We start from the raw sequence: 20,037 nt of genomic DNA on the forward strand, positions 1-20,037 counted from the left end.
TTTGTGGCCTTCAGCGGCCGCCGCTTACATTCAGGATCGCGCCCGTCGTATAGGACGCTTCATCCGACAAAAGATAGAGAACCGCATGCGCGACTTCATTCGCCGTGCCGGCGCGTTTCATCGGCAGCATGTCGCGGAACCGCTCGACCCGGTCTGGCTGGCCGCCGGAGGCGTGGATCTCGGTGTCGATGATGCCTGGCCGTATCGCATTGACACGCACGCCTTCAGTCGCGACTTCGCGCGCCAGCCCGAGCGTGAAGGTGTCGATCGCCGCCTTGGACGCGGCATAGTCGACATATTCGCCGGGCGAGCCGTGTATCGACGCCGCCGACGAAATGTTGACGATGGCGCCGCCCTGGCCGCCATTCTTGCTCGACATGCGCCTGACCGCTTCGCGGGCGCACAGAAACGAGCCGATGACATTGATGCGCATCATGCGCTCCAGCCGCGCCAGGCTCATCTCGTCGACACGCGCCTTGACGTCGACGACGCCGGCATTGTTGACGAGGCCATCGAGCCTGCCGAAGCGGTGGTCGACCGCCTCGAACATTGCCACGATGTCGCCTTCGTTGCCGACGTCACCCTTGACCGCAAAGGCGTCACCGCCCATCGCCTCGACTTCGGCAACCAGCGCCTTGGCGGCGGCCTCGTTCGCGGCATAGTTGACCGCGACGCGGTAGCCGGCCTTCGCCGCAAGCCGGCAGGTGGCCGCGCCAATGCCGCGGCTGCCGCCAGTGACCAGAAGAACCTTCTTGGCCGCGCTCATTCCTGGCAACCTTTCAGCAGAAACACGTCCCACGGCAGTTTCGAGAAACCGTTGGCGCCGAAGGCCGACGACATCTGCAGCGACGGCCCGAGATCGGGGAAGATCAGGCTCTGCGGTGCGTCCGTGCCCTCCGCCGCCATGAGCGCGATGTTGCCCTTGTCGTCGGCGCTGTAGACGACGCCCTGCCACACCGTGCAGGCGGCGAGCTCGTCACCGGTGACGTCGCCGGTCGGGCATTTGTACATCAGCGAGCCGTGCGGCCGCGAAACACCTGATGTCCACATGACGATGCCGTCGAGCACGACGCCCTTGTCGAGCACCATCTTGAAGGAGTTGGTGACGGTGGCCGCATCCATCGTCGGCCGGAAATCGATCCCAGTATCGCTTTCGGCGTCGCCATATACGGCGAGCGCCAGCGGACAGGCGGCGTGGGCTGTAGATACAGCTTGCGTGACGCCGACCGCACACACTGCCGTGAAAACCATTCCGGACCGGAAGCGCGAGGAACGGGTCGTCATGCGGCGGCGCAGTCCTTTTCCCCGGCTCAAAACCGACCAGCCTCTAGAGATCAAGCACCAGCCGTTCAGGATCCTCGAGGCTGTCCTTGACGCGGACCAGGAAGGTCACCGCTTCCTTGCCGTCGACGATGCGATGATCGTAGGAGAGCGCCAGGTACATCATCGGCCGGATCACGATCTGGCCGCCGACCACGACGGGCCGGTCCTGGATCTTGTGCATGCCCAGAATGCCCGACTGCGGCGCATTCAGGATCGGAGTCGACATCAGCGAGCCGTAAACGCCACCGTTGGATATGGTGAACGTGCCGCCCTGCATGTCGGCGACCGACAGCTTGCCGTCGCGCGCGGCAATGCCCAGCCGGCCGATGTCCTTCTCGATCTCGGCGATCGACATCTGGTCGGCATCGCGCACCACCGGCACGACGAGGCCCTTTTCGGTGCCGACGGCAACGCCGATATGGGCATAGTTCTTGAAGATGATGTCGGTGCCGTCGATCTCGGCATTGACCGAGGGGATCTCCTTCAAGGCGTGGGTGACGGCCTTGGTGAAGAAGCCCATGAAGCCAAGCTTCACGCCGTGCTTCTTCTCGAAGATGTCCTTGTATTTGGTCCTGAGCGCCATCACCGCTGACATGTCGACCTCGTTGAAGGTGGTCAGCATGGCGGCGGTCGACTGCGCTTCCTTCAGCCGGCGCGCGATGGTCTGGCGCAGCTTGGTCATGCGCACGCGTTCTTCACGCGAGGCATCGTCACCGGAGGACGGCGCGCGCACCACGACGGGCGCCGGTGCGGCTCTCGGCGTTTCGGCCGGCTGCGACGGCGCGCCCCGGGCGATGGCGTCGAGCACATCACCCTTCAGCACCTGGCCGCGCTTGCCTGAGCCGGACACCTGATCGACCGACAGATTGGCCTCGGCGATCAGCTTTGCGGCGGCCGGGGCCGGCGGCATAGAGCGCGGCTCGACCGCGCCGGCATCACCGGCGATCTTGGCAGTCTCGGCCGCGGCCTGCTTGGTCGTATGGGCCGCGTCGGGGCTCGACGCTTGCGAGACGGCTTGCGGCTTGGCCTCCTGCTTGTTTGCAGGGGCGGCGGCTTCGCCGGCCGAGATCGACCCGAGAAGGGCGCCGACGCCGACGGTCTCACCTTCCTTGGCGGTGATCTCGCCCAGCGTGCCGGCGGCAGCGGCGGGCACTTCTACTGTCACCTTGTCGGTTTCGAGCTCGACCAGCGGCTCGTCGACGGCAATGGCATCGCCGACCTTCTTGAACCATTTGCCGATGGTCGCCTCGGTGACGGATTCGCCGAGAGTGGGAACGCGGATTTCGGTAGCCATTGTGCCTGTCCGTTTCTTCTCTGTCTGTTCTGTGTGCCGAATTCTATTCGCCCAATGCTGCTTTACTCACCGAGCGCGTCTTCGAGCAGGGCTGCGAGCTGCGCCAGATGCTTCGACATCAATCCGGTCGCCGGCGATGCCGCCGCCGGACGTCCGGTGTAGCGCACCCGCTGATGCTTGGCGTCGATATGCGCCAGCACCCATTCCAGATACGGATCGATGAACGACCAGGCGCCCATGTTCTTGGGCTCTTCCTGGCACCACACCATCTCGGCGTTGCGGAAACGCGACAGTTCGGTGATCAGCGCCTTGGCCGGGAACGGATAGAGCTGTTCGACGCGCAACAGATAGATGTCGTTGATGCCGCGCTTCTCGCGCTCCTCATAGAGGTCGTAATAGACCTTGCCCGAGCACAGCACGACGCGGCGGATCTTGGAATCCTTGACCAGCTTGATCGCCTGGTTCTGCAACAGCTGGGCATCGTCCCAAAGCAGCCGGTGGAACGAGCTTTCGCCCGAAATCTCAGGCAGCGTCGACACCGCCCGCTTGTGGCGCAGCAGCGACTTCGGCGTCATCAGGATCAGCGGCTTGCGGAAGTCGCGCTTCAGCTGCCGGCGCAGGATGTGGAAATAGTTGGCCGGCGTGGTGCAGTTGGCGACTTGCATATTGTCTTCGGCGCAGAGCTGCAGGAAGCGTTCGAGACGCGCCGAGGAATGCTCCGGACCCTGGCCCTCATAGCCATGCGGCAGCAGGCAGACGAGGCCCGACATGCGCAGCCACTTGCGCTCGCCGCTGGAGATGAACTGGTCGAACACCACCTGGGCGCCGTTGGCGAAGTCGCCGAATTGCGCTTCCCATAAGGTCAGCGCCTTCGGCTCGGCCAGGCTGTAGCCATATTCGAAGCCGAGCACCGCCTCTTCCGACAGCATCGAGTTGATGACTTCGTAGCCCGCCTGCGCCGCCGACAGATTGTTGAGCGGGATATAGCGGGTCTCGTCGCGCTGGTCGTAGAGCACCGAATGGCGCTGCGAGAAGGTGCCGCGTTCGGAATCCTGGCCGGACAGGCGGATCGGATTGCCGTCGAGCAGGATGGCGCCGAAAGCCAGCGCCTCGGCCGTCGACCAGTCGATGCCTTCGCCGGATTCGATCGCCTGGCGGCGGTTCTCGAGGAAGCGGATGATGGTCTTGTGCGCCTCGAAACCTTTCGGCACCTCGGTCAGCTTCTTGCCGATGTCCTTCAGCACCTTGACCGGCACGGCGGTCTTGCCGCGGCGCTGTTCGTCCTGGTTGTCGGCGGTGCGCAGGCCTGACCAGGCGCCGTCCAGCCAGTCGGCCTTGTTGGGCTTGTAGTGCTGGCCGACTTCCCATTCGGATTCCAGATGTGCGCGCCAGTCGGCCTTCATCTTGTCGAGCTCGGCCTGGGTGATATGGCCCTCGGCGATCAGCCGGTCGCCGTAGATCTGCACCGTCGTCTTATGATTGCGGATGTTGGCGTACATGATCGGCTGGGTGAAGGCCGGCTCATCGCCCTCATTGTGGCCGAAGCGGCGGTAGCAGAACATGTCCACGACCACCGGTTTGTGGAACTTCATGCGGAATTCGATCGCCACCTTGGCGGCATGGACCGTGGCTTCCGGATCGTCGCCATTGACGTGGAAAATCGGCGCCTCGATCATCTTGGCGACGTCGGACGGGTAGGGCGACGAGCGCGAGAAGCGCGGATTGGTGGTAAAGCCGATCTGGTTGTTGATGATGAAGTGCAGCGTGCCGGCGACGCGGTGGCCGCGCAGGCCCGACAGGCCGAGGATCTCGGCAATCACGCCCTGGCCGGCAAAGGCGGCGTCGCCATGCAGCAGCAACGGCAGCACCTTGGCGCGCTCTTCCAGCGGCACGATCTCCTCGCGGCTGCGGCCGAACAGATAGTCCTGCTTGGCGCGCGCCTTGCCCATCACCACCGGATCGACGATTTCCAGATGCGAAGGGTTGGCGGTCAAGGACAGGTGCACCTTGTTGCCGTCGAACTCGCGGTCCGACGAAGCGCCGAGATGGTACTTGACGTCGCCCGAGCCCTCGACCTCGTCGGGAGCGGCCGAGCCGCCCTTGAACTCGTGGAAGATGGCGCGGTGCGGCTTGGCCATCACCTGGGAGAGCACGTTCAGCCGGCCGCGATGCGCCATGCCGAGCACGATTTCCTTCATGCCGAGCTGGCCGCCGCGCTTGATGATCTGCTCCAGCGCCGGTATCAGGCCTTCACTGCCATCGAGGCCGAAGCGCTTGGTGCCCTTGTACTTGACGTCGATAAACTGCTCGAAGCCTTCGGCCTCGACCAGCTTCTGCAGGATCGCCTTCTTGCCGGTGGCGGTGAAGGAGATCTCCTTGTCGGTGCCTTCGATGCGGGCCTGGATCCAGGCCTTCTCCTCGGGATCGGAGATGTGCATGAACTCGACGCCGAGCGTCGAGCAATAGGTGCGGGTGAGAATCTCCAGCATCTGCCGGATGGTGCCGAATTCGAGGCCGAGCACATTGTCGAGGAAGATCGGCCGGTCGTAGTCGGCAGCGGTAAAACCGTAATTCTCTGGCGACAGCTCGTTATAGTCCTCGAGCGGCTTGGCGATGCCGAGCGGATCGAGATTGGCGTGCAGATGGCCGCGCATGCGGTAGGCGCGGATCATCATGATGGCGCGTACCGAATCGCGCGTCGCTTGGTGCACATCGGCATCCGACAGCACGACGCCGTTGGTGACCGCCCTGTCCTTGACCTTCTTTTCGACCGTCCTCTCGACCAGGCCCCAATTGCCGTCGAGCGCCGATACCAGCTCGCCATTGGCCTGCAGCGGCCAGGAGGGCCTTGCCCAGGACGCGCCCTTGGCGTTCTTGCGCACATCGCCGGCGTCGTCCTTCAGCGCCGCGAAGAAGTCCTGCCACTCCGGATTGACCGACTCCGGATCGTCCTCATAGGAGGCATAAAGCGCGTCGATGTAGTCGGCATTTCCGCCATAGAGGAATGAGGTGAGTGAAAACTGGTCGTTGGCCTGATCTTGTCTTGCCATTTTGTCTGCGGAGCCTGGCTCCGTCTCCTTTGTTGGAGGGGAGTAGGGCAGTAGGGGAATAGGGCAGTAAGGAAAGCGAGCCGCGCTCGTCCCGCCTGTCTTATTCCCCTACTGCCATACTGCCCTACTCCCGTACTGCCTTTAGCCCTTGATCGCCTCGACCAGGGTCGTGCCCAGCCGTGCCGGCGACGGCGATACTTTGATGCCGGCCGATTCCATTGCCGCGATCTTGTCTTCCGCGCCGCCCTTGCCGCCGGAGATGACCGCGCCCGCATGGCCCATGGTGCGGCCGGCCGGCGCGGTGCGCCCGGCAATGAAGCCCGCCATCGGTTTCCTGCGGCCGCGCTTGGCCTCGTCCTTGAGGAACTGCGCGGCGTCTTCCTCGGCCGAACCGCCGATCTCGCCGATCATGATGATCGACTTGGTCTCGTCGTCGGCGAGGAACATCTCGAGCACGTCGATGAACTCGGTGCCCTTGACGGGGTCGCCGCCAATGCCGACGGCGGTGGTCTGGCCGAGGCCGACATTGGTGGTCTGGAAGACCGCCTCATAGGTAAGCGTTCCCGAGCGCGAAACAACGCCGACCGAGCCCTTGCGGAAGATGTTTCCGGGCATGATGCCGATCTTGCATTCGTCGGGGGTGAGTACGCCCGGGCAGTTCGGGCCGATCAGGCGCGAGGTCGAGCGGTCGAGCCGCGCCTTGACCTTGACCATGTCCATCACCGGAATGCCTTCGGTGATGCAGACGATCAGCGGGATCTCGGCTTCGATCGCTTCCAGGATGGCTTCGGCAGCACCTGCCGGCGGCACATAGACGACCGAGGCATTGGCGCCGGTCTTTGCCTTGCCTTCGGCGACGGAGGCGAAGATCGGCAGGCTTTCGCCCTTCGCGCCGGTCCAGGTCTCGCCACCCTTCTTGGGATGGATGCCGCCCACCATCTTGGTGCCGTGATAGGCCAGCGCCTGTTCGGTGTGGAACGTGCCGGTCTTGCCGGTCAGGCCCTGCACCAGCACCTTGGTGTTCTTGTCGATGAGAATGGACATCGGAGCCCTTTTTCTAAAAGTTGATCGAGGAAGGCGAGACGCGCCGGTAGACGCCGCTCACCATGTCTTGCCAGCTGTCGCCGCCGGCGGGTTTGAAATGCAGTCGCATGCGGTAGGCATCGGCATCGTCGAAAATATATGTCACGCGCGCGGCGCCGCGCGGCGACGACCGCTCGAGGACCAGTTCAGCGCCGTTCCATGTGCCTGTGGCCGGCGAGGCCGGCACAAAGCCCATCGAATCGAACTGGTGCATGGTGACGAGGCTGTTTGGCTGGTCGAAGCCGAACACGCTGTGCGAGCCGAACGAGACCGTGCCGTCGCGGCGCTGGCGATAGCGCTGCACCACGAACAGGCCGCCGAACTGTGCCTCCGCCAGCACTTCCGACGTGGCGGTGCCGCCATCGGCCCATTGCGTTTCCGCCACCTCTTCTTCGCCGCGCCACGCACCGACCAGCGCCTGCAGGCGCTGGTGATCGGCCGAGAGCGAGGAGAAGGAAGCCGCGTTCATGATCAGAGCCGCTTCAGATCGGAGACGGTGAGATCGCTCTTGGCATTGCCGGTGTTGAGCGTCGTTGCCGGCTCGAACATCAGCACCACCGGCTCCGCGGTCAGCGACCGCGGCCGGTGCTCGACGCCCTTCGGCACGACGATGAAATCGCCCTCGCCGAGCTCGACCGGACCGTCGCGGAAATCGATGGCGATCCTGCCCCGCAGCACGAGGAAGGCTTCGTCCTCATGTTCATGCGCATGCCAGTCGAAGGTCTCGCCGAACTTGGCAACCTTCGCCTGGCTGTCATTGACATCGCCGGCAATATGCGGATCGAAGACCTTCGTGATCTTCTGATCAGCCGCCTCGACCAGGTTTATCTTGCGCGGAGGCATCCGCTCAGCCCTTCACCGCTGCCACGATCTTCTTGGCTGCGTCGTCGAGGTCATCGGCCGACACGACATTCAAGCCGCTGTCGTTGATGATCTTCTTGCCGAGTTCGGCATTGGTTCCTTCGAGGCGCACCACCAGCGGCACTTGCAGGCCGACTTCCTTGACCGCGGCAATCACGCCCTCGGCAATGATGTCGCACTTCATGATGCCGCCGAAGATGTTGATCAAAATGCCTTTGACCGCCGGATCCTTGGTGATGATCTTGAACGCCGCCGTCACCTTCTCCTTCGACGCGCCGCCGCCGACATCGAGGAAGTTGGCGGGCTCGGCGCCGTAGAGCTTGATGATGTCCATCGTCGCCATGGCAAGGCCGGCGCCATTGACCATGCAGCCGATATTGCCGTCGAGCGCGACATAGGCGAGGTCGTATTTCGACGCCTCGATCTCCTTTTCGTCCTCTTCGGTGGTGTCGCGCAGTTCCATCAGCTCGGGGTGGCGGAAGAGAGCGTTGTTGTCGAACGACACTTTGGCGTCGAGCACGCGCAGTCGGCCGTTCTTCATCACGATCAGCGGATTGACCTCGAGCAGGCTCATGTCCTTTTCGACAAAGGCCTTGTAGAGGATCGGGAACAGCGTTGCGGCATCCTTGGCGGCATCGCCAGTGAGCCCCAGCGCTTCCACCAATATGTCGACGTCGATGCTCGTCACGCCGGCCAGCGGGTCGATGGCGCGGGTGATGATCTTTTCCGGCGTGTCGTGGGCGACGCCTTCAATGTCCATGCCGCCTTCGGTCGAGACGACGAAGGCGATGCGGCCAACCGCGCGGTCGACCAGGATCGACAGATAAAGCTCGCGCTCGATGTCGGCGCCGTCCTCGATGTACAGCCGATTGACCTGCTTGCCGGCCGGTCCCGTCTGCTTGGTCACCAGCGTGTGGCCAAGCATCTCATTGGCATTGGCGACGACGTCGGCCACCGACTTGGCCAGCCGCACACCACCCTTGGCGTCCGGGCCAAGCTCCTTGAACTTGCCCTTGCCCCGGCCGCCGGCATGGATCTGGCTCTTCACCACATAGAGCGGGCCGGGAAGCGCTTGTGCCGCGGCTTCCGCCTCGCTCGCCTTGAACACCGGCACGCCTTCGGCCACCGGCGCGCCAAAGCTCTTCAGCAGCGCCTTGCCTTGATATTCATGGATGTTCATCTGGATGGTCTCCGGGGATCACTTCGAGGCGAGATGCGGGGCGATCTTGACGCAGGCCTCGGTCAGGCCCTGCACCGTCGCCACCGAAGCGTCGAACATCTTCTGCTCGCTCTTGTTGAGGTCGATCTCGATGATGCGCTCGACGCCGCCGGCGCCAATGACCACGGGAACGCCGACATAGGTGCCCTTGACGCCATACTGGCCCGAGAGATGCGCAGCGCAAGGCAGCACGCGCTTCTTGTCCTTGAGATAGGATTCAGCCATCGAGATGGCCGAGGCTGCCGGCGCGTAGAAGGCCGAGCCGGTTTTGAGCAGGCCGACGATCTCGGCGCCGCCATCGCGGGTGCGCTGGACGATCTGGTCGAGCTTTTCCTTCGAGGTCCAGCCCATCTTAATGAGGTCCGGCAGCGGAATGCCCGACACTGTCGAATAACGGATCATCGGCACCATGGAATCGCCATGGCCGCCGAGCACGAAGGCGGTGACGTCTTCGACCGAGACCTTGAACTCTTCGGCGAGGAAATAGCGGAAGCGCGCACTGTCGAGCACGCCGGCCATGCCGACGACATGCGTCTTGGGCAGGCCGGAGAACTTCTGCAGCGCCCAGACCATGGCGTCGAGCGGGTTGGTGATGCAGATGACGAAGGCCTTCGGCGCGTACTTCTTCAGGCCGGCACCGACCTGTTCCATGACCTTGAGGTTGATGCCGAGCAGGTCGTCGCGGCTCATGCCCGGCTTGCGCGGCACGCCGGCGGTGACGATGCAGACGTCGGCGCCCTCGATGCCGGCATAGTCATTGACGCCGGTCAGCCTCGAATCGAAGCCTTCGACCGGCGAAGACTGCGCGATATCGAGCCCCTTGCCTTGCGGAATGCCCTCGGCAATATCGAACAGCACCACGTCGCCGAGGTCCTTGAGGCCGATCATGTGAGCGAGAGTGCCGCCGATCATGCCGGAGCCGATAAGCGCTATCTTGTTGCGTGCCATGTGAGGAAATTTTCCCTTTGTCTGTGACGACGCCCAAATCTGTGGCGATCTGGTTGACGGCGTCGAGGAAGAGCCGGAAGGCTGCGGTATCCGCGAGATTTCGCCGCATCCAGTAGCCCTGGTGGAAAATATATTCAATCGATTATTTTCGAGTGAATAATTTCAATCGGTTAGAAACAATGGGATTTACGTAAACGTCAGAGTTTGTAAGCCGACTTGAGAGGTTTTACACAATGAACGTGGAAATCAGAAGACTATATGCCGGCGATGACGCCCTTGTGAAGCGGGTCGCCGAAGACGTGTTCGACGAGCCGGTGCGCGCCGACAGGCTCGCCGCCTATCTCGCCGCACCGGGCCATTTCATGATCGTGGCACTGTCCGAAAATGTCGTCGTCGGCCAGTGCGCCGCCGTCATCCACCGCCACCCCGACAAGGTCAGCGAACTCTACATCGACGAGGTCGGGGTGTCCCCGGCCTTCCAGCGCCAGGGCATCGCCCGAAAGATGCTGGATGTGATGTTCATGATCGGGCGCGATCAGGGCTGTGAAGAGGCATGGGTCGGCACCGAGCCGGACAATGTAGCGGCGCGCTCGCTTTATGAGTCGCGCGGTGCGGTAGCCGAGCCATTCGTGATGTATGTCTACAGGCTCTAGAATGCGGCCACGACAACAGGGAGGTTAGCCATGACTGAGACAGAACCGCTCATTCTGCGTCGCTGGTCGTCCGTCATCCGTACACAGGATCGCGTTGCCTATGCCGCCTATGTCGAGAGGACGGGAGGCCTCGACTACGCGGCTACGGCCGGCAATCGCGGTTTCCAGATGCTTATGCGCGATCGCGACGATGACTCGACGGAGATCGTCACATTGAGCTGGTGGTCATCAATGGACGCCGTGCGAAGCTTTGCCGGGGATGCACCCGAACTGGCCCGCTACTATCCCGAAGACGATCGCTACCTTCTGGAAAAGCCCGAATTCGTCGACCACTACACGGTTGTTGCCGGAACCTTGCCGCGGACTTGAAGGCTTAGGCCATCGCGACCGGAGGCTCGCTATGCCTGCCTTCGGGCTTCTGCGCCTTCTGCCGTTCCGCCCAGTCTTCCAGCCAGTCGCGGCTTTGCATCTCGATCAACCGTGAGGCGGTGCGTTCGAATTCGAACACCTCGACGCCGCGCTTGGCCGTATAAAGCTCAGACGGCGCGGCCTCGGCGCTCACCACCAGCCGCGTGTGGTGATCGTAGAGCGTATCGATCAACAGGATGAAGCGCTTGGCCTCGTTGCGCCTGCCTTCGCCGAGTACCGGCACGCGATCGATGAAGATGGTTGAGAAGCGGCCGGCAATGGCCAGGAAATCGCGGGCGCCAAGCGGCTTTTCGCAGAGATCGGCGAAGGAAAACCGCGCCGTGTCGCCCGCAGCGGCCGGCACCACCACCTGCCTGCCCTTCACCGCCACGGTGGTCTCGACGACGGGCGCGCCGCGTGTCATCGCCTGCCAGGCCTCGTCCAGCATACGGTCCGCCTCGGCATCCGCCGGGGTGACATAGACCGGCGTGCGCGCCAGTTTTTCCAGCCGGTAGTCCTTGTCGGCATCGAGTGTCAGCACCTGGGCGTGACGCTCGAGAATGCTGATGAAGGGCAGGAAGAGCTGGCGGTTCAGCCCGTCGCGATAGAGGTTTTCGGGCGCGACATTGGAGGTGGCGACCAGCACCACGCCATTGGCAAACAGCGCCGAAAACAGCCGCGACAGGATCATCGCATCGGCAATGTCGGTGACCGAAAACTCGTCGAAGCACAGCACCCAGGCCTGTTCGGCAAGCTGGAGCGCGACCGGCGGGATCGGATCGTCCTCCTTGGCGTCGCCATTCTTGCGCGCCCGCCGGTGCTTCTGGATGCGATCCTGCACATCGGCCATGAAGTCGTTGAAATGGACACGGCGCTTGCGGCGGACCGGCAGCAGTTCGAAGAACATGTCCATCAGCATGGTCTTGCCGCGGCCGACGCCACCATGGATGTAGAGGCCCTTGACGACCTCGCGCGTCTCGCGCTTGCGGGCAAACAGCCAGCCGAGCGCACTCGATTTGTGCGCCAGTCGCTTGACCGAGATCTCATCGATCAGCCGGTCGAGTGCGGCTGCGATGCGCTCCTGCGCCGGATCGCGTTCGACAGCGCCGGTGTCGACCAGATGGTCGTAGCGCTGCCTGACGGTCGCATGGGTCTGGAGGCCGTCACGCAGATGCATCGGTCACGTCGCTGTCTAGGGATAGGCAGCTTATCTTGTAAGCGAAATCGGCAAGCCGGTGGAAGTCTGGCCGTCGAATTTCGAACCGCCCGACGAATAGAGCCGCGCCAGGGTGCCGCCATTCTCGTCATAGAGCGTCAGCTGCTTGCCGGCGACGTTCCACGACTTGATGCCGTCGATCGGTGCGGGGCAATGCAATGGTCCGGCGCGATAGCCGGCGCCGAATTTGGTCTGTGGCGTCGCCACCTTGCAGCTCTGTCCGGACACGCTGGCGTTCCAGACACCGGCGACGCTGGCCGCGGTGAGGTCGGTGGCGCCCGCAGGCGCCGATCCATCCGGCGGCAGCGAGGCGACCTGAGTGCCGGCCGGCGCCGTCGGGAATTGCGACGGGTCGGTTGTGCCCGGCGCTGCCGGTGGCGGCAGCTGGCTTCCGCTCACCGTACCGGCGGGCGCGGGCTGCAGCGGCGCCGGCTGCTGGTCATCCATCGATGAAAAACGCGAGGTCGAACAGCCGCTTGCAAACAGCGCTGCCAGCGATACGGCCACCAGGCCGCTTCTTGAAAATGTCATGTCAACCTCCGTCGGATCCGGCTGGGGGAAGCCGTCCGCACACTCTCACCCTCACCAAGATGGAGAAGGTGGCGAAATTTCAACCCGATATGGTTAAAATAGGGTTTGCAGCAAGAATTGTTGCAAATTTATCGCAAAATTCCTGGCGGACAAAGGCGTGCCTTCGCTCTAGCGTGGCTCGAACCAGCAGATCGGTTGCGAAAGTGGCACCTGCTTGCACCGGAGGCCCTCGTCCCTATCTAGCAAGGACAGAAACCTGCCGGAGCCGAAACCTTGGCCGCGAGAAAGAGAGCCGCCAACTGCTATTACAGAGGCCCGCCCAGCGACCATTTCGACGGTACTCTCTTCTTCAATCCCGACGGCCAGATGCCCGGCCGCTTCACAGATCTGCTCAAATGGCAGCTGAGCGGCGAGCGTTCGAAATGGCCGGCGGCCAATCCGAGTCCGTTTGAACCAACGGAGCCGGCGGCGCGAATCGACAGCGACGGGCTGCGCCTGACCATGGTCGGTCACGCGACGCTGCTGATCCAGACCGCCGGTCTCAACATCCTGACCGACCCGGTGTGGTCGCCGCGCGTCTCGCCGCTCTCCTTTGCCGGGCCCAGGCGCGTCAATGCGCCAGGCATCGCGTTTTCCCAGCTGCCGCCGATCGACCTGGTGCTGGTCAGCCACAATCACTACGACCATCTCGACCTTGCCACGCTCAAGCGGCTGAAGGCGAAGCACGATCCGCTTGTGCTGACGCCGCTCGGCAACGACGCCATCATCGATAGCGCCGTGCCGGGCATGCGAACGACGGCGCATGACTGGGGCGAGCGTGTCGAGATTACCAAGGACATCGCCGTCCATGTCGAGCCGGTGCATCACTGGTCGGCGCGTGGCGCGCGCGACCGCCGCATGGCGCTGTGGGCTGGCTTCGTCGTCGAAACCCCCGCCGGAAAGATCTATTTCGTTGGTGACACCGGTTTCCATGGCGGCGCCAATTACCGGCTGATGGCTGAGAAACATGGCGGCTTTCGCCTCGCCATCCTGCCGATCGGCGCCTACGAGCCGCGCTGGTTCATGGCGCCGCAGCATCAGAACCCGGAAGAAGCGGTGCAAGGCATGCAGCTGTGCAACGCGGCTCACGCCGCAGGCTGCCACTGGGGCACCTTCCATCTCACCGACGAACCGATCGACGAGCCGGTCCAAAAACTGGCCGAAGCGCTGAAGGCGAAGGGCGTGCCGCAGGAGCGGTTCCGCGCCCTGCGGCCGGGTGAAATCTGGGACGTGCCGGAGGTCTAGGGAAGGAACCCAACGGGCCAAAACACGTTGTTTGCGCAACGCAATTTGGCCGGGAGCCTTTCCATGATCAAATGGATCATCATTCTTCTGATCGTCGCCGCCGCCGCGAGCCTGCTCGGCATGCCGGCGCTGGCTGGCGCCGCCGCCACCGGCGCGCGCATCCTCATCGGCATCGTTCTAGTCATCTTCCTGCTGATCGTGCTCGGCGTCTTTGCCGTGACCTGAGACCCCGTCGCACTGGTAATTCCCGCCCGTTTCCGCCATATAGCGGCAAAACGGACAGGAACTACGGGAAGCTATGGCAGGCACGGCCCCCTTCGCCAAGATGAACGGCATCGGCAACGAGATCATCGTTGCCGACATGCGCGGCCGTGCCGATAGAGTGACGGCAGCGTCGGCTGTCGCGCTCAACGCCGATGCGGCGACCAGGTTCGACCAGATCATGGCCATCCATGACGCCCGCACGCCCGGCACCGCCTACTACATCGACATATTGAATTCCGACGGCTCGGGCGCACAGGCCTGCGGCAACGGCATGCGCTGCGTCGTCCAGGCGCTGGCCGCCGAAACCGGCCAGAAGAACTTCACCTTCGAGACCCGCGCCGGCATCCTCAACGCCCTTGAGCACGCTGACGGCACCATCTCGGTCGACATGGGCACGCCGCGCTTCGGCTGGCAGGATATTCCGCTGGCGGAAGAGTTTCGCGACACCCGCATGATCGAATTGCAGATCGGCCCGATCGACGCGCCGGTGCTGCATTCGCCTTCGGCTCTCTCGATGGGCAACCCGCACGCCATCTTCTGGGTCGATCGCGACGTCCGGTCCTACGAGCTCGAGCGTTTCGGCCCGCTGCTCGAAAACCATCCGATCTTCCCCGAGCGCGCCAACATCACAATCGCACAGGTGACGTCGCCGGAGACGATGATCATCCGCACCTGGGAGCGCGGCGCCGGCCTGACCAAGGCCTGCGGCTCGGCCGCTTGCGCAGCGGTAGTCGCCGCAGCCCGCACCCGGCGCACCGGCCGCAGCGTCACGCTGATGACGCCAGGCGGCGGCTCGCTGCATGTCGAATGGCGCGACGACGACCACGTTATCCTGACCGGCGCTGCCGAATGGGAGTTTTCCGGCAGTTTCGATCCGTCGACCGGAAGCTGGGCTCGCGACACTGAAAGCGCGGCCTGATGTCTGGTCTTGCCAACGCAAAAGGCATAGACGTCGTCACCTTCGGCTGCCGCCTCAACACTTATGAATCCGAGGTGATGCGTCGCGAAGCCGAAAGTGCCGGCCTCGGCGCGCTCGCAGGCGGCGCCATCATCTTCAACACCTGCGCCGTCACCTCGGAAGCGGTGCGCCAGGCCAAGCAGTCGATCCGCAAGGCCCGCCGCGAAAACCCGCAGGCGCGCATCATCGTCACCGGCTGCGCGGCGCAGACCGAACCGCAGAATTTCGTTGCCATGGACGAGGTCGATCTCGTGCTCGGCAATGAGGAGAAGTTGAAGGCGAACTCCTACCGCGCGCTGCCGGATTTCGGCGTCAACGACACCGAGAAGGCGCGCGTCAACGACATTTTCTCGGTGCGCGAGACCGCTGGTCACATGGTCGACGCCATCGAGGGCCGGGCGCGTGCCTTCGTCCAGGTGCAGAATGGCTGCGACCATCGCTGCACCTTCTGCATCATCCCCTATGGCCGCGGCAATTCACGCTCGGTGCCAATGGGCGCCGTGGTCGACCAGGTCAAAAGGCTCGCCGGCAATGGCTATGCCGAAATCGTGCTGACCGGCGTCGACATGACCAGCTTCGGCGCCGATCTGCCGGGTGCGCCGAAACTCGGCAGGCTGGTGAAGACCATTCTGAAGCAGGTACCCGACGTGAAGCGGCTGCGGCTGTCCTCCATCGATTCGATCGAGGCCGATGACGATCTGCTTGATGCCATTGCCACCGAGCCCAGGCTGATGCCGCATCTGCACCTGTCGCTGCAGTCGGGCGACGACATGATTTTGAAGCGCATGAAGCGCCGCCATTTGCGCGACCAGTCGATCCGCTTCTGCGAGGATGTGCGCAAGCTGCGTCCCGGCATCGTCTTCGGCGCCGACATCATCGCCGGCTTTCCGACCGAGACCGAGGACATGTTCGAGAATTCGATAAAGATCGTCGAGGAATGCGGGTTGACGCATCTGCATGTCTTCCCGTTCTCGCCCCGCGAAGGCACCCCCGCCGCGCGCATGCCGCAGGTCCGCCGCGAACTGGTGAAGCAGCGCGCCGCGAGGCTGCGCGCCGCGGGCGAAGCCGCGTATCGCCGCCATTTGTCGGCACTGCCGGGAACGCGTCAGTCGATCCTGGTCGAGCGCGACGGCCTCGGCCGCACCGAAGGATTTACGCTGGCCGCCATCGCCGCCGGTGCGCCGGGAGAGATCGTCGAGGCCACCATTACCGGCCATGACGGCGCGCGCCTGCTTGCGGCGCCGCTCACTGCCCGCGCCGCCTGAGACGATTGAAGCATGGCCGGTTTTTTCAAGAAGATATTTTCGTTCGGCAAGAAGGAAGTCGTCGAGGCGCGCATCGACGAAACCGCGCCGCTGCCGCCGATCAAATGGGATGCGCTTGAGGCGCTGAAGCCTGCTGCCGAGCAGGTCGTTCCGGAGTTTTTGAAGCGTGACGAGGCGCCAGCGCCCCACCCTCCCGTCGATGGGGAGGGTCGCCACGAAGTGGCGGGGAGGGGTGACAGCGCCGACGCCGATCACCCCCACCCCCAAGCTTCGCTTGGGACCTCCCCCATCGAGGGGGAGGTAAAGCGCACACCGCCCGAAGCTACACCTGCGCCGGTCGAAGCACAGCGAGTCATTGCCGAGATCGCGCCCGAACCGCAGCCCATCCCGCCTCCTTCGCCAGAGCCCAAACCCGCTCCCGGCAAGGTGACCGTCACCAAAAAAGTCGAGCAGAAGGCTGAGCCGGTCAAGGCGCCGGAACCGACGCCGCGTCGTTCGTGGTTCCAGCGCATGCGCGACGGGCTGGCGCGGTCGTCGCGCGAGCTCACCGGCAACATTGCCGGCGTCTTCACCAAGCGCAAGCTGGATGAGGACACGCTGCAGGACCTGGAGGACGTGCTGATCCGCGCCGATCTCGGTATGGAAACAGCCTTGCGCGTCACCGATGCTCTCGCTGCCAGCCGCTACGGCAAGGATGTCTCCGACGCAGATGTCCGCACCATCATGGCTGCCGAGGTCGAGAAGGTGCTGACCCATGTCGCCATGCCGCTGGAGCTCGACCTTTCGCACAAGCCGCATGTCATCCTGGTCGTCGGCGTCAACGGCACCGGCAAGACCACGACCATCGGCAAGCTGGCGGCAAAACTGACCGATGGCGGGCTGTCGGTGATGCTCGCCGCCGGCGACACGTTTCGCGCTGCAGCCATCGAGCAATTGAAGATCTGGGGTGAGCGGACGAAATCGCCGGTCATCGCCTCCAAGATCGGCGCCGATGCCGCCGGCCTTGCCTACGACGCCTTCGAGAAGGCCAAAGAGGCTGGCTCCGACGTGCTGATCATCGACACCGCCGGCAGGCTGCAGAACAAGACCGAACTGATGGCCGAACTGGAAAAGATCGTGCGCGTGCTGGGCAAGCTCGATCCGGAAGCGCCGCACACCGTGCTGCAGACGGTCGACGCCACCACCGGCCAGAATGCGCTCAACCAGGTCGAGATCTTCCGCAATGTCGCCGGCGTCAACGGCCTGGTGATGACCAAGCTGGACGGCACGGCGCGCGGCGGTATTCTGGTGGCGATCGCGGCAAAGCATAAACTGCCGGTCTATTTCATCGGCGTCGGCGAACAGGTCGACGACCTCGAACCATTCTCGGCCAGCGAATTCGCCAGGGCGATCGCGGGCGTAGCGTAACAGGCAATGATCTCGAAGAGCTGACGGCTTTTTGGACAAGATCATGCGTCAGAAGGAAGTCATGAACCCTCACATCCTCGAACGCGACCCGTCCAACCCGCAAAAGAAGAAGGAAAGCGTCAATCCGCTGCTCAAGCTGGTGCTGGAACTCGGACCGCTGATGGTGTTCTTCTTCGCCAATGCGCGCGGCGCCTTGCTGGTCGAGAAATTTCCGGTGCTGGCCGAATTCGGCGGGCCGATCTTCGTCGCCACCGGCCTGTTCATGGCCGCGACCGCAATCGCGCTGATCGCCTCCTGGCTGCTGATGCGCACCTTGCCGATCATGCCGATGGTCTCGGGCGTCGTCGTCTTCATCTTCGGCGCGCTGACGCTCTATCTGCAGGACGACGTCTTCATCAAGATGAAGCCGACCATCGTCAACACGCTGTTCGGCGGCGTGCTGCTTGGCGGCCTGTATTTCGGCCGCTCGCTGCTCGGCTATGTCTTCGATTCGGCCTTTCGCCTCGATGCCGAAGGCTGGCGCAAGCTGACCTTCCGCTGGGGCCTGTTCTTCCTGTTCCTGGCTCTTGCCAATGAAGTGGTGTGGCGGAATTTTTCGACCGACTTCTGGGTTACCTTCAAGGTCTGGGGCATCATGCCGATCACGCTGCTGTTCACCTTCAGCCAGATGCCGCTGATCCTGCGCCATTCGATAGAGGATAAGACCGAGAAGGTGGAAGAAGCCGGCAAGTAGAGCAATTCCAGGAAAAGTGTGTTGCGGTTTTCCCGGGAAAAGCGCGTAGCGCTTTCCCTTGGGAATTGCGCTGGAATTGGAGGAGAGGGGCCATGGAATTCGTCACCACAAGCGACGAGTTGAGGACAATCTACAAGACGCCGCGGCCGACCGACGCCTCGATGCGCAAGGAGCTCAGGGCACTCGACGGCCACTGCCGCTCCTTCATCGGCAAGAGCCCCTTCGTGCTGATTGGTTCTTCCGATAACGCCGGCAATGCCGACGTGACGCCGAAAGGCGACAGGCCTGGCTTCGCCCTTGTCCTCGACGACAAGACCATCGCCATCCCCGACCGGCCCGGCAACAACCGGCTCGACACGCTGGAAAACATCCTACTCAACCCTTCGGTCGGGCTGCTGTTCCTCATCCCCGGCATGAACGAAACGCTGCGCATCAATGGCGACGCCCGCATCACCGTCGATGCGGATTTGCGTGAGCGCCTCACCGTCGACGGCAAGCAGCCGCAAAGCGTCGTCGTGGTGAGCGTCAAGGCCGCCTACATGCATTGCGCCAAGGCCTTCATGCGCTCGCAATTGTGGAAGCCGGACAGCTGGTACGACCGCGCGACGCTGCCGACGCTCGGCCAGATCCTGTCCGATCAGATGGCGCATGCCGAAACGCCCGATGATTTCGACCGCTCACTGGACGAGGCCTACAGCAAGACCCTGTGGTAGATTTCGGGCACGATTCGCCATTCCGGCCCCTTGCCCGGTTCTCCTTTGCCCGGTTTTCCCGTGATCGAAATCCTCGCCATCTCCGGCAGCCTGCGCGCTGCCTCGACCAATTCGGCGCTGCTCGCGGCGCTGGCCGCGAACGCGCCTTCGGATTGCCGCGTAGCCGTTTATGACGGGCTAGGCCTGCTGCCGATCTTCAATCCCGATGACGAAGGCGAGCGCACGCCACGCGAAGCCGCACGGCTGATCGGGGCCGTCACCAGCGCCGACGGCATTATCGTTTCCTGCCCCGAATATGCGCATGGCGTGCCGGGCGGCATGAAAAACGCGCTCGACTGGCTGGTCTCGCGCGACGCCGCCGTCGACAAGCCGGCCATGCTGGTGCACGCCTCCGCGCGCTCGCTCTACGCCCGCGCCGCGCTCGCCGAGATCGTGCGGACGATGTCGTTTGCGCTCTGCGAGGAAACGTTCGAGATCGCGCTGCTGGGCAAGAAGCCGGCGGAGGTGGAGACGATCTTGGGCGAAGATGCGAACCGGCAAGCTATGCGCGACGCGGTGCAAGGGTTCGTGGATTTTATACGCGGGCGGCAGGTGGATCGGCCACCACCCCGGCCCTTCGCATAGCTCAGGGCGTTCGAAGCTCGAAAAGCCAAGCAATTGGCTTTCGTCCGCTGAAGCGGACCGCTTCTCACCCCCCAAGGGGCCTGTTGCACAGTTACGGGAGAAAGGCGTGCGGAGCGGTTTGACCGTGATGTCTCGCTCGGCTTTGCCTTTTGGGGTGGAGTTTGATGGTGGCGGTGAGGCCCTCAGGCCGACGCAGGGCGCAC

Annotated in this window: 21 protein-coding genes; 10 read left to right on the top strand and 11 right to left on the bottom strand. The window is 63.5% G+C overall.

The annotated features are described in order from the left end of the window. Positions 1 to 10: 10 nt before the first annotated feature. From JQK88_RS30355 to mdh, 9 genes are all read right to left on the bottom strand, one after another. Positions 11 to 766, bottom strand: a complete 756-nt coding sequence (locus JQK88_RS30355) for an SDR family oxidoreductase (protein WP_203280379.1) — start codon at positions 764 to 766, stop codon at positions 11 to 13. Beyond that, on the bottom strand, positions 763 to 1,251 hold the full coding sequence (locus JQK88_RS30360; protein WP_192251377.1) for a hypothetical protein: 489 nt from the start codon (positions 1,249 to 1,251) through the stop codon (positions 763 to 765). The genes JQK88_RS30355 and JQK88_RS30360 overlap by 4 nt, the downstream gene beginning before the upstream one ends. A gap of 76 nt (positions 1,252 to 1,327) precedes the next feature. After that, on the bottom strand, positions 1,328 to 2,617 hold the full coding sequence (gene odhB / locus JQK88_RS30365) for a 2-oxoglutarate dehydrogenase complex dihydrolipoyllysine-residue succinyltransferase (RefSeq protein ID WP_192251279.1): 1,290 nt from the start codon (positions 2,615 to 2,617) through the stop codon (positions 1,328 to 1,330). A gap of 62 nt (positions 2,618 to 2,679) precedes the next feature. Then, on the bottom strand, positions 2,680 to 5,667 hold the full coding sequence (locus JQK88_RS30370; RefSeq protein WP_203280380.1) for a 2-oxoglutarate dehydrogenase E1 component: 2,988 nt from the start codon (positions 5,665 to 5,667) through the stop codon (positions 2,680 to 2,682). Between the two features lie 141 nt (positions 5,668 to 5,808). Then, entirely contained in the window at positions 5,809 to 6,711 is a 903-nt protein-coding gene (gene sucD, locus JQK88_RS30375) for a succinate--CoA ligase subunit alpha (RefSeq protein ID WP_203280381.1), read from the bottom strand. Positions 6,712 to 6,724: 13 nt separating this feature from the next. Continuing rightward, on the bottom strand, positions 6,725 to 7,219 hold the full coding sequence (locus JQK88_RS30380) for a DUF1579 family protein (protein ID WP_192251271.1): 495 nt from the start codon (positions 7,217 to 7,219) through the stop codon (positions 6,725 to 6,727). A gap of 2 nt (positions 7,220 to 7,221) precedes the next feature. Continuing rightward, on the bottom strand, positions 7,222 to 7,593 hold the full coding sequence (locus JQK88_RS30385; protein ID WP_192251269.1) for a cupin domain-containing protein: 372 nt from the start codon (positions 7,591 to 7,593) through the stop codon (positions 7,222 to 7,224). 4 nt (positions 7,594 to 7,597) lie between these two features. Then, positions 7,598 to 8,791 (bottom strand): ADP-forming succinate--CoA ligase subunit beta, encoded by a 1,194-nt coding sequence (gene sucC / locus JQK88_RS30390; protein ID WP_203280382.1) that lies wholly within the window; start codon positions 8,789 to 8,791, stop codon positions 7,598 to 7,600. An 18-nt stretch (positions 8,792 to 8,809) separates the two neighbouring features. Then, a complete protein-coding gene (gene mdh / locus JQK88_RS30395; RefSeq protein WP_192251263.1) occupies positions 8,810 to 9,778 on the bottom strand; it encodes a malate dehydrogenase in 969 nt (322 codons plus the stop codon). Positions 9,779 to 10,011: 233 nt separating this feature from the next. Here mdh and JQK88_RS30400 point away from each other — a divergent pair, with 233 nt between their 5' ends. Next, complete coding sequence (locus tag JQK88_RS30400) at positions 10,012 to 10,431, top strand: GNAT family N-acetyltransferase (protein ID WP_203280383.1); 420 nt, start codon at positions 10,012 to 10,014, stop codon at positions 10,429 to 10,431. A gap of 30 nt (positions 10,432 to 10,461) precedes the next feature. Beyond that, the gene (locus tag JQK88_RS30405; RefSeq protein WP_192251257.1) at positions 10,462 to 10,800 is read left to right on the top strand and encodes a hypothetical protein; all 339 of its coding nucleotides are present in this window, start codon (positions 10,462 to 10,464) and stop codon (positions 10,798 to 10,800) included. Positions 10,801 to 10,804: 4 nt separating this feature from the next. Here the strand turns inward: JQK88_RS30405 and zapE are convergent, their stop codons facing one another. Together zapE and JQK88_RS30415 are read right to left on the bottom strand one after the other, a co-directional pair. After that, positions 10,805 to 12,016 carry a cell division protein ZapE gene (gene zapE, locus JQK88_RS30410; protein WP_192251255.1) on the bottom strand — a complete coding sequence of 404 codons (1,212 nt, stop codon included), beginning with the start codon at positions 12,014 to 12,016 and terminating at the stop codon, positions 10,805 to 10,807. A gap of 30 nt (positions 12,017 to 12,046) precedes the next feature. Next, a complete protein-coding gene (locus JQK88_RS30415) occupies positions 12,047 to 12,586 on the bottom strand; it encodes an AprI/Inh family metalloprotease inhibitor (protein ID WP_112560096.1) in 540 nt (179 codons plus the stop codon). A gap of 273 nt (positions 12,587 to 12,859) precedes the next feature. Here JQK88_RS30415 and JQK88_RS30420 point away from each other — a divergent pair, with 273 nt between their 5' ends. The 8 genes from JQK88_RS30420 to JQK88_RS30455 all read left to right on the top strand — a co-directional run bounded on the left by JQK88_RS30420 (position 12,860) and on the right by JQK88_RS30455 (position 19,834). Beyond that, the gene (locus JQK88_RS30420) at positions 12,860 to 13,870 is read left to right on the top strand and encodes an MBL fold metallo-hydrolase (RefSeq protein WP_192251252.1); all 1,011 of its coding nucleotides are present in this window, start codon (positions 12,860 to 12,862) and stop codon (positions 13,868 to 13,870) included. Positions 13,871 to 13,933: 63 nt separating this feature from the next. Further along, entirely contained in the window at positions 13,934 to 14,095 is a 162-nt protein-coding gene (locus JQK88_RS30425; protein ID WP_112560094.1) for a DUF1328 family protein, read from the top strand. A 73-nt stretch (positions 14,096 to 14,168) separates the two neighbouring features. Next, complete coding sequence (dapF, locus tag JQK88_RS30430; protein WP_203280384.1) at positions 14,169 to 15,053, top strand: diaminopimelate epimerase; 885 nt, start codon at positions 14,169 to 14,171, stop codon at positions 15,051 to 15,053. Next, on the top strand, positions 15,053 to 16,357 hold the full coding sequence (mtaB, locus tag JQK88_RS30435; RefSeq protein ID WP_192251246.1) for a tRNA (N(6)-L-threonylcarbamoyladenosine(37)-C(2))-methylthiotransferase MtaB: 1,305 nt from the start codon (positions 15,053 to 15,055) through the stop codon (positions 16,355 to 16,357). The genes dapF and mtaB overlap by 1 nt, the downstream gene beginning before the upstream one ends. Before the next feature lie 12 nt (positions 16,358 to 16,369). Further along, on the top strand, positions 16,370 to 17,764 hold the full coding sequence (gene ftsY / locus JQK88_RS30440) for a signal recognition particle-docking protein FtsY (RefSeq protein ID WP_203280385.1): 1,395 nt from the start codon (positions 16,370 to 16,372) through the stop codon (positions 17,762 to 17,764). Positions 17,765 to 17,825: 61 nt separating this feature from the next. Further along, positions 17,826 to 18,497 carry a septation protein A gene (locus JQK88_RS30445; protein WP_203280386.1) on the top strand — a complete coding sequence of 224 codons (672 nt, stop codon included), beginning with the start codon at positions 17,826 to 17,828 and terminating at the stop codon, positions 18,495 to 18,497. A 92-nt stretch (positions 18,498 to 18,589) separates the two neighbouring features. Further along, the gene (locus tag JQK88_RS30450; RefSeq protein ID WP_192251234.1) at positions 18,590 to 19,210 is read left to right on the top strand and encodes a pyridoxamine 5'-phosphate oxidase family protein; all 621 of its coding nucleotides are present in this window, start codon (positions 18,590 to 18,592) and stop codon (positions 19,208 to 19,210) included. Positions 19,211 to 19,270: 60 nt separating this feature from the next. Beyond that, on the top strand, positions 19,271 to 19,834 hold the full coding sequence (locus JQK88_RS30455; RefSeq protein ID WP_192251231.1) for an NADPH-dependent FMN reductase: 564 nt from the start codon (positions 19,271 to 19,273) through the stop codon (positions 19,832 to 19,834). Positions 19,835 to 20,037 lie beyond the last annotated feature (203 nt).

Source organism: Mesorhizobium caraganae (assembly GCF_016836705.1).
In the GTDB taxonomy this organism is placed as follows: domain Bacteria; phylum Pseudomonadota; class Alphaproteobacteria; order Rhizobiales; family Rhizobiaceae; genus Mesorhizobium; species Mesorhizobium caraganae.

What these genes read in the sequence shown, in the direction of transcription:
- JQK88_RS30355 (WP_203280379.1), bottom strand. Translation starts at nt 766, where the DNA reads ATGAGCGCGGCCAAGAAGGTTCTTCTGGTCACTGGCGGCAGCCGCGGC.
- JQK88_RS30360 (WP_192251377.1), bottom strand. Translation starts at nt 1,251, where the DNA reads ATGGTTTTCACGGCAGTGTGTGCGGTCGGCGTCACGCAAGCTGTATCT.
- odhB (WP_192251279.1), bottom strand. Translation starts at nt 2,617, where the DNA reads ATGGCTACCGAAATCCGCGTTCCCACTCTCGGCGAATCCGTCACCGAG.
- JQK88_RS30370 (WP_203280380.1), bottom strand. Translation starts at nt 5,667, where the DNA reads ATGGCAAGACAAGATCAGGCCAACGACCAGTTTTCACTCACCTCATTC.
- sucD (WP_203280381.1), bottom strand. Translation starts at nt 6,711, where the DNA reads ATGTCCATTCTCATCGACAAGAACACCAAGGTGCTGGTGCAGGGCCTG.
- JQK88_RS30380 (WP_192251271.1), bottom strand. Translation starts at nt 7,219, where the DNA reads ATGAACGCGGCTTCCTTCTCCTCGCTCTCGGCCGATCACCAGCGCCTG.
- JQK88_RS30385 (WP_192251269.1), bottom strand. Translation starts at nt 7,593, where the DNA reads ATGCCTCCGCGCAAGATAAACCTGGTCGAGGCGGCTGATCAGAAGATC.
- sucC (WP_203280382.1), bottom strand. Translation starts at nt 8,791, where the DNA reads ATGAACATCCATGAATATCAAGGCAAGGCGCTGCTGAAGAGCTTTGGC.
- mdh (WP_192251263.1), bottom strand. Translation starts at nt 9,778, where the DNA reads ATGGCACGCAACAAGATAGCGCTTATCGGCTCCGGCATGATCGGCGGC.
- JQK88_RS30400 (WP_203280383.1), top strand. Translation starts at nt 10,012, where the DNA reads ATGAACGTGGAAATCAGAAGACTATATGCCGGCGATGACGCCCTTGTG.
- JQK88_RS30405 (WP_192251257.1), top strand. Translation starts at nt 10,462, where the DNA reads ATGACTGAGACAGAACCGCTCATTCTGCGTCGCTGGTCGTCCGTCATC.
- zapE (WP_192251255.1), bottom strand. Translation starts at nt 12,016, where the DNA reads ATGCATCTGCGTGACGGCCTCCAGACCCATGCGACCGTCAGGCAGCGC.
- JQK88_RS30415 (WP_112560096.1), bottom strand. Translation starts at nt 12,586, where the DNA reads ATGACATTTTCAAGAAGCGGCCTGGTGGCCGTATCGCTGGCAGCGCTG.
- JQK88_RS30425 (WP_112560094.1), top strand. Translation starts at nt 13,934, where the DNA reads ATGATCAAATGGATCATCATTCTTCTGATCGTCGCCGCCGCCGCGAGC.
- dapF (WP_203280384.1), top strand. Translation starts at nt 14,169, where the DNA reads ATGGCAGGCACGGCCCCCTTCGCCAAGATGAACGGCATCGGCAACGAG.
- mtaB (WP_192251246.1), top strand. Translation starts at nt 15,053, where the DNA reads ATGTCTGGTCTTGCCAACGCAAAAGGCATAGACGTCGTCACCTTCGGC.
- ftsY (WP_203280385.1), top strand. Translation starts at nt 16,370, where the DNA reads ATGGCCGGTTTTTTCAAGAAGATATTTTCGTTCGGCAAGAAGGAAGTC.
- JQK88_RS30445 (WP_203280386.1), top strand. Translation starts at nt 17,826, where the DNA reads ATGAACCCTCACATCCTCGAACGCGACCCGTCCAACCCGCAAAAGAAG.
- JQK88_RS30450 (WP_192251234.1), top strand. Translation starts at nt 18,590, where the DNA reads ATGGAATTCGTCACCACAAGCGACGAGTTGAGGACAATCTACAAGACG.